6 protein-coding genes are annotated in these 8451 nt (G+C 66.9%); 4 read left to right on the top strand and 2 right to left on the bottom strand.

Going from position 1 to position 8451, the window contains the following annotated elements:
• On the bottom strand, positions 1 to 1914 hold a 1914-nt coding region (gene paaZ, locus RMN84_RS07385), incomplete at its 3' end, for a phenylacetic acid degradation bifunctional protein PaaZ (protein WP_309611536.1).
• 5 nt (positions 1915 to 1919) lie between these two features.
• Positions 1920 to 2693 (bottom strand): 2-(1,2-epoxy-1,2-dihydrophenyl)acetyl-CoA isomerase PaaG, encoded by a 774-nt coding sequence (gene paaG, locus RMN84_RS07380; protein ID WP_309611535.1) that lies wholly within the window; start codon positions 2691 to 2693, stop codon positions 1920 to 1922.
• 182 nt (positions 2694 to 2875) lie between these two features.
• Between paaG and RMN84_RS07375 the strand changes: the two genes are divergently transcribed.
• The 4 genes from RMN84_RS07375 to RMN84_RS07360 all read left to right on the top strand — a co-directional run bounded on the left by RMN84_RS07375 (position 2876) and on the right by RMN84_RS07360 (position 8415).
• On the top strand, positions 2876 to 4066 hold the full coding sequence (locus RMN84_RS07375) for an aromatic amino acid transaminase (RefSeq protein ID WP_309611534.1): 1191 nt from the start codon (positions 2876 to 2878) through the stop codon (positions 4064 to 4066).
• Positions 4059 to 6110, top strand: a complete 2052-nt coding sequence (locus tag RMN84_RS07370; protein ID WP_309611533.1) for a transketolase C-terminal domain-containing protein — start codon at positions 4059 to 4061, stop codon at positions 6108 to 6110. Before RMN84_RS07375 ends, RMN84_RS07370 begins: the two co-directional genes overlap by 8 nt.
• Before the next feature lies 1 nt (position 6111).
• Complete coding sequence (locus RMN84_RS07365) at positions 6112 to 7266, top strand: 2-oxo acid dehydrogenase subunit E2 (protein ID WP_309611532.1); 1155 nt, start codon at positions 6112 to 6114, stop codon at positions 7264 to 7266.
• Positions 7267 to 7374: 108 nt separating this feature from the next.
• On the top strand, positions 7375 to 8415 hold the full coding sequence (locus RMN84_RS07360; protein ID WP_309611531.1) for a substrate-binding domain-containing protein: 1041 nt from the start codon (positions 7375 to 7377) through the stop codon (positions 8413 to 8415).
• Positions 8416 to 8451 lie beyond the last annotated feature (36 nt).

The raw sequence follows: 8451 nt of genomic DNA, 5'->3' as shown, positions 1-8451 counted from the left end.
CTTGGCGCGGACGGTCAGCTCGACCCGCATCGAATCGTCCGGGTAGAGCGGCGTGAGGAAGCGGAGGTTTTCAAGCCCTGTATTGGCCAGCACCGGGCCGGGGTCGGGATCGACGAACAGGCCGGCGGCGAAGCTCAGGATAAGGTAGCCGTGCGCCACCCGTCCCTTGAAGATCGGTGACGCCTTCGCCGCTTCCTCGTCCATATGGGCGTAGAAGGTGTCGCCGGTAAAATGGGCGAACGTCTCGATATCCTCGATGGTGACGGTGCGGCTCACGGTCCTTAGCGTGTCGCCGACGACGAGGTCGCGCATCCGCTTGCGGAATGGATGGCCGTCGACGAAATGCTTGGGCAAACCATCGACATATTGGCCGCTGATCGCCGCGATCATCGCCGGGGACCCTTGGATCGCGCTGCGCTGCATATAATGTTTCACGCCGCGCATCCCGCCCAATTCCTCGCCGCCGCCGGCCCGCCCGGGTCCGCCATGAACCAGCACCGGCAGTGGCGAACCATGACCGGTCGATTCGGCGGCATTGTCGCGGTCGATGACCAGCATCCGACCGTGGAAACTCGCCGCCCCGCGCACGAACTCACGCGCAACGTCGGGCGAGTGAGTGAACAGCGAGAGGACCAGGCTGCCTAGGCCGCGATTGGCGAGCGCGATCGCGTCGGCGAGGTCGCGATAGGGCATGATCGTCGCGACCGGGCCGAACGGCTCGACATCATGGACCGCATCGCAACCCCACGGGTCGTCAGTGCGTAGCAGGATCGGAGACATGAACGCGCCGCCAGCCGGACCGATGTTCGCCGCGGGGTCGCCCGAGACGATCCGCGCCCCCGCTGCCTGCAGCTTGGCGACATTGGCGATGACATCGGCGCGCTGGCCGGTCGAAACGAGCGCGCCCATGCCGCTACCCTTGTCGCGCGGATCGCCGACAAGGGTCGCCCGCAACTTCTCGCCGATCGCCGCTTCGAGCGCGTCGAGGGTCGCAGTCGGCGCCATCGCGCGGCGGATGGCGGTGCATTTCTGCCCCGCCTTGACCGTCATTTCGGTCACCACCTCGCTCACGAACAGCTCGAATTCGGGCGTACCCGGACCGACGTCAGGGCCGAGGATCGACGCGTTGAGGCTGTCCTGCTCGGCGACGAAGCGAACGCTTTCGCGCTGAACGACGGGGTGCGCGCGCAGCGTCGCGGCGGTCGCCGCCGAACCGGTGAAGCTGACGACGTCCTGCCCGCCGAGATGGTCGAACAGGTTGCCGACCCCGCCAACGATGAGCTGCACCGCGCCGGGCGGGAGCAGGCCGCTGTCGACCATCAGCCGGAACGCCGCCTCGCACAGATAAGCCGTCGAACTAGCCGGCTTGACGATCGCCGGCACCCCCGCAAGCAGGGTCGGGGCGAGCTTCTCGAGCATCCCCCATACCGGGAAATTATAGGCGTTGATGTGCACCGCCGCGCCCTGCAGCGAGGTGTAGATGTGCTGGCCGACGAACTGCCCGCTCTTCGACAGCGGTTCGATCGGCCCGTCGAGCAGCACCGTCGCGTCGGGCAAATCGCGCCTCGCTTTCGACGAGAAGGAGGCGAGCGTGCCGGTCCCGCCCTCGATGTCGATCCACCCGTTGCGGCGCGTCGCTCCGGTCTGGGCGCTAAGTTCGTAGAGTGATTCCTTGCCCGCCAGGATCGCCTGACCCAGTCCCTTGAGCAGCCGCGCCCGCTCGTGAAAGGTCATCGCCCGCAGCGCCGGGCCGCCGACGCTGCGCGCGTGGTGGAGCATGGCGGCGAAATCGACGCCGCCTGAGCCGGTTAAAGCCACTGGCGCTCCGTCGATGGCGGAGACGAGCTCGGTCAGCGGGCCTGAACCTGACACCCATTCGTCGCGGGCATAGTTGAATAGTTGGTGCATTGTCATGACGGTCAGCTTCCGGTGAAGACGGCGGGGCGCTTTTCGAGGAAGGCGGCGACGCCCTCGCGATAGTCGGCGGTGAAGCCGAGGCGGCGCATCTCGTCGCGCTGCAGATTGAGCTCCTCGTCGAGGGTGCGCGCGCCGGTAGTGCGGATGATCGACTTGATCGCGGCCAGGCCAAGCGGCGGCAGGGCAGCGAGCCGGGCGGCGAGGGCATCGACCTCGGCATCGAGTGCCTCGTCTTCGACGCATTTCCAGATGAGTCCCCACTCAGCGGCCTTCTCAGCCGGAAGAGGCTCGCCGGTCAGCGCCAGGCCGAGCGCGCGGGCCTGGCCGACCAGGCGCGGCAAATGCCAGCTGCCGCCGCTGTCGGGGATCAGGCCGAGCGCGGCGAAGCTCTGGATGAACTTGGCCGAATTCGCCGCGACGACCAGGTCGCAGGCAAGCGCGATATTCGCTCCGGCCCCCGCGGCGACGCCGTTGACCCGGGCGATGACCGGTTGCGGCAGGGCGGCGAGGCGGCGGATCAGCGGGTTCCAGCTTTGCTCGACCGACTCGCCGAGGTCGACGGCTTCACCGGGCGCAACCGCACGGTCATTCAAATCCTGACCGGCGCAGAAGCCTCGCCCCGCGCCCGTGATCACGACCACCCGCGCGTCTCCGAGATTGTCGAGCGCCTCGCGCAACTCGGCGTGCATTGCGCGGGTGAAGCTGTTGAGCCGGTCGGGGCGGTTGAGGGTGATGCGGGCGATGCCGTTGGTAACGGCGAGGGTGATGCTTTCCATCCCGCCATCCTACCCCCGCCTTCTTCGCCGCGAAAGCGGCGACCAAGCGAAACAAAACCAAGCGTTCCACATCCCCGTCGCTTTTATTCGTTTGTGCTGGGTTCCAGCTTTCGCGGGAATGACGACGGTGGAAAACGACGGACGTGTTTGAACGTCGGCCGCTTTCTCGCTAGACCGCCGCCATGCTCGATATGCTCACGCCCTCGCTCGCCACTTTGCCTCCGGTCGAAAGCGACTCGCTGCTCGCGCTGATCGCGCTGTGCAACGCCGATCCGCGACCCGAGAAGATCGACGTCGGGGTCGGTGTCTATCGTGATGGAGCCGGGACAACGCCGATCCTGCGCGCGGTTAAGGCGGCCGAGAAGCTGCTCTGGGAGCGGCAGGAGAGCAAAGGTTATCTCGGCGGGCGCGGCGATGTCGAATTCGCGAAACTGCTCCGCCCGATCGTGCTCGGTCGCCATGCCGACGACGAGCGGATCGACGGCGTGCAGACGCCCGGCGGCTGCGGCGCGTTGCGGCTGGCGTTCCAAGTCCTCAAGCTGGCCAACCCCTACGCGCGCGTCCTAATGGGCACGCCGACCTGGCCCAACCATCCGCCGATGGCCGAGGGCACCGGGCTCGAAGTGGTGCGCTATCCCTTCTACGACGCCGAACGGCGCGTGATCAGGTTCGACGCGATGCTCGATGCGCTGCAGGCCGGGCGGCCGGGCGACGTCGCGCTGCTCCACGGCTGCTGCCACAACCCGACTGGTGCCGACCTCGATCCGCAGCAGTGGCAGGCGGTGACGCGCGTGGTCGTGGAGCGCGGGCTGATCCCGCTGGTCGATCTGGCGTACCAGGGTCTCGGGCGCGGGCTCGACGAGGACGGCGAGGGCGCGTGGGGCCTGCTCGACGTGTGCGACGAAGTGCTGATCGCGCAGAGCTGCGACAAGAATTTCGGCGTCTATCGCGACCGCGTCGGGGCGCTGTTCGTCAAGACGAGCGCGAAGGACTCGACCGCTAACGCCATGGCGCATGTGCTGCAGATGGCGCGCGAAATGTGGTCGATGCCGCCCGATCATGGCGGCGCGGTGGTGCGCACCGTGCTGCAGGACGAGGCGCTGACCGCCGACTGGAAGGTCGAACTGGATGCGATGCGCGCGCGGTTGAACGGCGTGCGGGCTCAGATCGCCAGGGCTGATCCACGGCTGGCCTATATCGCTGGGCAATATGGCATGTTCTCGATGCTGCCATTGAACTTTGACCAGGTGAAGTCGCTGCGCACCAAGAGCGCGATCTACATGGCCGACAGCGGGCGGTTCAACGTCGTCGGCATGTCGGACGAAGCGCTTCCGCGCTTCATCGCTGCCGTCGTCGAGGCGATGGATGGCTGAAGCCGACTCCGGTGTGCGGGCCGGGATTGGGTCCGGCGTCGACTGGGCGGAAGTGGCGCGGCTGGTGACGGTGAGCCGGGCGCTCGACGCGCTCGAAGAGACGATGCTCGTCCCGGCGAAGAAGGTGCTCTACCAGTTTTCGGCGCGCGGCCACGACCTGGCGCAGGTGCTGCTTGGATTGCAGTTGAAGGATGGCGATGCGGCGTGCGGCTATTACCGCTCGCGCCCGCTGCTCCTCGCGCTCGGCGTGCCGCTGGCCGATGCGCTGGGCTCGGGCATGGGCCGCGCCGGTGGCTATTCCGACGGGCGCGATATCGGGGTCGTGTTCAACTATCCCAACCCCGGCGGGGCGCACGCGCTGCCGATGTGCGGCGGGGTCGGGGCACAATATACGCCGGCGGCGGGCTGGGCCCAGGCAATCGCCTACAAGGCCAACGTGCTGGGAGAGGGGCCGAGCGATGCCATCGCGGTCGTGCTCGGCGGCGATGCGAGCTGTGCGACCGGCGGGTTCTGGTCAGCGCTGACTATTGCGACTACACAATCTTTGCCATTGCTATTCTTTGTCGAAGACAATGGATATGGCATTTCGGTTCCCTCATCGTTCCAGACACCGGGCGGCAACATCGCCGCGAACCTCGCGAGCTTTGCCGGGCTGACGATCTTGTCGGGCGACGGAACAGACCCGACCGAGGCGGCGCGACTGGTCGCACAGGCGGTTGCCCACGTCCGGATGCGCAAGGGTCCGGCGCTGCTGCGACTGACCGTACCGCGGCTCGAAGGCCATAGTTTCCAGGACACGCAAACCTATAAGTCGGAAGCGATCGTCACGGCCGAATGGGCGCGCGATCCGCTACCCCAGTTGAAAGCATTCGTACCGCAGCTCGACTGGCCAGCGATCGAGGCGGCGGTGGCGACCGTCGTCGCGGCGGCGCTGGCCGAGGCCGAGGCGCGCGGGATTTCCTTGCCCGAACAGGTCACCGACCATGTGTTCTTCGACGGGACGCCGGCGCGCGTCGGCGGGCTGGCCAATGCCGGGATCGCCGCTCCAGTCTCGACCGATACGCCGCGGCCCGAGGGCCAACGGATCAACATGGTCACCGCCATCCGCCGCACGCTCGACCAGGAGCTGGCGAGCAATCCGCGCGTGTTGCTGTTCGGCGAGGATATCGGGCCGAAGGGCGGGGTCCATGCGGTGACGCTCGGTCTGCAGGAGAAATATGGCGCGGCGCGCGTATTCGATACCAGCCTCAACGAGGAGGGGATCGTCGGGCGCGCGGTGGGGATGGCGCTGGCCGGGCTGATGCCAGTCCCTGAAATCCAGTTCCGCAAATATGCCGAGCCGGCGACCGAGCAGATCAACGACTGCGGGACGATGCGCTGGCGCACCCACAATCGCTTCGCCGCGCCGATGGTGCTGCGCGTGCCGGGCGGCTTCTTTAAATGTGGCGACCCGTGGCACAGCCAGACTAATGAGGTCGCGTTCGTCCATAATCCGGGGTGGAAAGTGGCGGTGCCGTCCAACGCCGAGGATGCGGTCGGGCTGTTGCGCGGGGCGTTGCGCGGCGAGGACCCGGTGCTGTTCTTCGAACATCGCGCGATGCTCGACGATGCCTGGGCGCGGCGGCCGTGGCCGGGGGACAGTTTCGTCCTGCCGTTCGGGGTCGCGCGAAAGACGCGGACGGGCGACGTAATCACCATCGTCACGTGGGGCGCAATGGTCCCGCGCTGCGAAGCGGCGGCGGAGGGCATCGAAGCCGACGTCATCGACCTGCGTACGCTGATGCCGTGGGACCGCGCGGCGGTGCTGGACAGCGTGGGGCGGACGCGGCGCTGCCTGATCGTCCACGAGGATTTGCGCACCGGCGGGTTCGGCGCGGAGATTGCGGCGGTGGTCGCGGATGAGGCGTTTCTCGACCTCGATGCACCGGTGGCCCGGGTGACGATGCCGGACATCCCCAGCCCGCATCATCCCACCCTGCTCGAATGGGCGGTGCCGAGCGTGGCGCGCATCCGCACCGAGATCGACCGGCTGGTTGGCTTTTGATATGATCGACGTGCGCGTCCCAGATGAGCAGGAGGGCACCAAGGCGGTCGTGCGCGGGTGGCTGAAGGCGGTCGGTGATGCCGTGGAGCTCAATGATCCGCTGGTCGAGCTGGAAACCGACAAGGTCACGCAGGAAGTACCGGCACCGTGCGCGGGGGTGCTGAGCGAGATTTTGCTGGAGTGCGATGCGGAAGCGGTTCCGGGGGCGGTGCTGGCGCGGATATCGCCGACCCTTTCCGTTCATCCTGAGCTTGTGGAAGGATTGTCTTTTCGCTCGCCCGAAACACAAGAAGGACAATCCTTCGACAAGCTCAGGACGAGCGGTACCGGTAGAGAACAGCGCCATTCACCTGCGGTCAAACGTGCCCTCCTCCAGCACGACATCGACCCGGCCCGACTGGTTGGCAGCGGGCGTAATGGTCGGCTGACCCGCGAGGATGTCGATCGCGCGGTAGTTTCCGGCAGCGACCCAATCAGCGACATCCCCCACGACCGCATGCGCCTGCGCATCGCCGAGAATATGGTCCGCGCGGTCGCCGAAGCGCCCCATGTGACGGCGGTGTTCGAGGCCGATTTCTCCGCCATCGCCGCGCACAAGGCGGCGCTCGCGGCGGCGGGAACCAAGCTCAGCTACACCGCCTACCTGGTCAAGGCCGCCGCCGAAGCCATGGCCACCGCGCCGGCGATCAACGGGCGATGGGAGGGCGACCGCATTGCGCTGTCGCCCACTATCAACATCGGTGTCGGCACCGCGCTCGGCGACAAGGGGCTGGTCGTGCCCGTGGTGCGCGATGCCGGCGCGCTGACCCTCGAGCAGGTCGGCGCGATCCTCGACGACCTCACATCGCGTGCCCGCACCGACAAGCTCGCCGCCGCCGACGTTACAGGCGGAACCTTCACCATCTCCAACCACGGCGTATCAGGCAGCCTCCTCGCCGCGCCCATCATCCTCCATGCCGGCCAAGCCGCCATCCTCGGCGTCGGCAAGCTGGAGAAGCGAGTCGTCGTGCGCACCGTCGACGGCGCCGACGCTATCCTGATCCGGCCGATGGCCTATGTCACGCTGACCATCGACCATCGCGTGGTCGACGGTCACCAGACCAATGCCTGGCTGAGCCGCTTCGTCGACATCATCGCGCGCTGGCCCGCCGCCTGAGGTCATCTTCGCCTGTCATATTAGTGTCACGGTCACGTCACGGGCGAGTCCCCGAATCGCATTAGAGGCGTCGGGGTCAGGCCGCATCGGGTGGCCATGGGGACTCGCATGACCAAAATTTCATTGACGCTTGCGGCGACCGCTGCGGTGGCGCTTGCCATTCCCTCGATCGCCGATGCGCGCACCAACATGCGCGCCGTCGGATCGTCGACCGTCTATCCGTTCGCCAAGATCGTGTCCGAGAAGATCGGTCGCGCCAACCCGAAGCTGGGCACGCCGATCATCGAATCGACCGGCACGGGCGCGGGCATGAAGCTATTCTGCGGCGGCGTCGGCGAGCGCTTCCCCGACGTCGAGAATGCCTCGCGCCGGATGAAGGCGTCTGAGGCCAAGCTGTGCGTCTCGAACGGTGTGGCCCAGGTCACCGAGATCCAGGTCGGCCTCGACGGCGTGACCCTCGCCACGGCGAAGGCGACCAGCATGACCGGCGTGTCGCTGCGCGCGATCTACCTGGCGCTGGCCAAGACCCCGTTCGGCAAGGCGAACACGTCGAAGACGTGGAAGGACGTCGATGCCCGCCTGCCCGCCCTGCCAATCCGCGTCTATGGGCCGCCGACGACGTCGGGCACGCGCGATGCGCTTGGCGAATTGCTGATGACACCGGCCTGTGAAGCCAATGCGTCGATGGCCGCGATGAAGAAGGCCGATCCCGACAAATTCAAGGCGATCTGCACCGGCGTTCGCACTGATGGCGCCTACATCGAAGCGGGCGAGAACGACAATCTGATCGTCCAGAAGCTCGAAGCCAATCCGGGCACGATCGGCATTTTCGGCTTCTCCTACCTCGAAGAAAATACCGGCCGTCTCAAGGGCCTCAACGTCAACGCGGTCGAGCCGACCTACGCGTCGATCTCGAGCTTCCAGTATCCGGGTGCGCGTCCGCTCTACATCTACCTCAAGAATGCGCATGTGAACGCCATCCCGGCGATGCGCGCCTATGCGGCGGAATTCACCAAGGAGAGCGCGTTCGGTCCGAACGGCTATCTGCGCTCGTCGGGCGGCATGATCGCCGCGCCAAACGCGGTCCGCGCCCGCAGCCAGAATGCCGCGCGGACGCTGTCGCCGCTCGACTTCAAGCAACTCAAGTAAATCGATGAGCGGGGCGCGCCCGACCGGCGCGCTCCG

It is taken from the genome of Sphingomonas sp., from assembly GCF_031380695.1.
Classification (GTDB): Bacteria; Pseudomonadota; Alphaproteobacteria; order Sphingomonadales; family Sphingomonadaceae; genus Sphingomicrobium.
Note: the sequence above shows the minus strand (reverse complement) of the source record. Positions and strands in the feature narration are given on the sequence as shown.

What these genes read in the sequence shown, in the direction of transcription:
- paaG (WP_309611535.1), bottom strand. Translation starts at nt 2,693, where the DNA reads ATGGAAAGCATCACCCTCGCCGTTACCAACGGCATCGCCCGCATCACC.
- RMN84_RS07375 (WP_309611534.1), top strand. Translation starts at nt 2,876, where the DNA reads ATGCTCGATATGCTCACGCCCTCGCTCGCCACTTTGCCTCCGGTCGAA.
- RMN84_RS07360 (WP_309611531.1), top strand. Translation starts at nt 7,375, where the DNA reads ATGACCAAAATTTCATTGACGCTTGCGGCGACCGCTGCGGTGGCGCTT.
- RMN84_RS07365 (WP_309611532.1), top strand. Translation starts at nt 6,112, where the DNA reads ATGATCGACGTGCGCGTCCCAGATGAGCAGGAGGGCACCAAGGCGGTC.
- RMN84_RS07370 (WP_309611533.1), top strand. Translation starts at nt 4,059, where the DNA reads ATGGCTGAAGCCGACTCCGGTGTGCGGGCCGGGATTGGGTCCGGCGTC.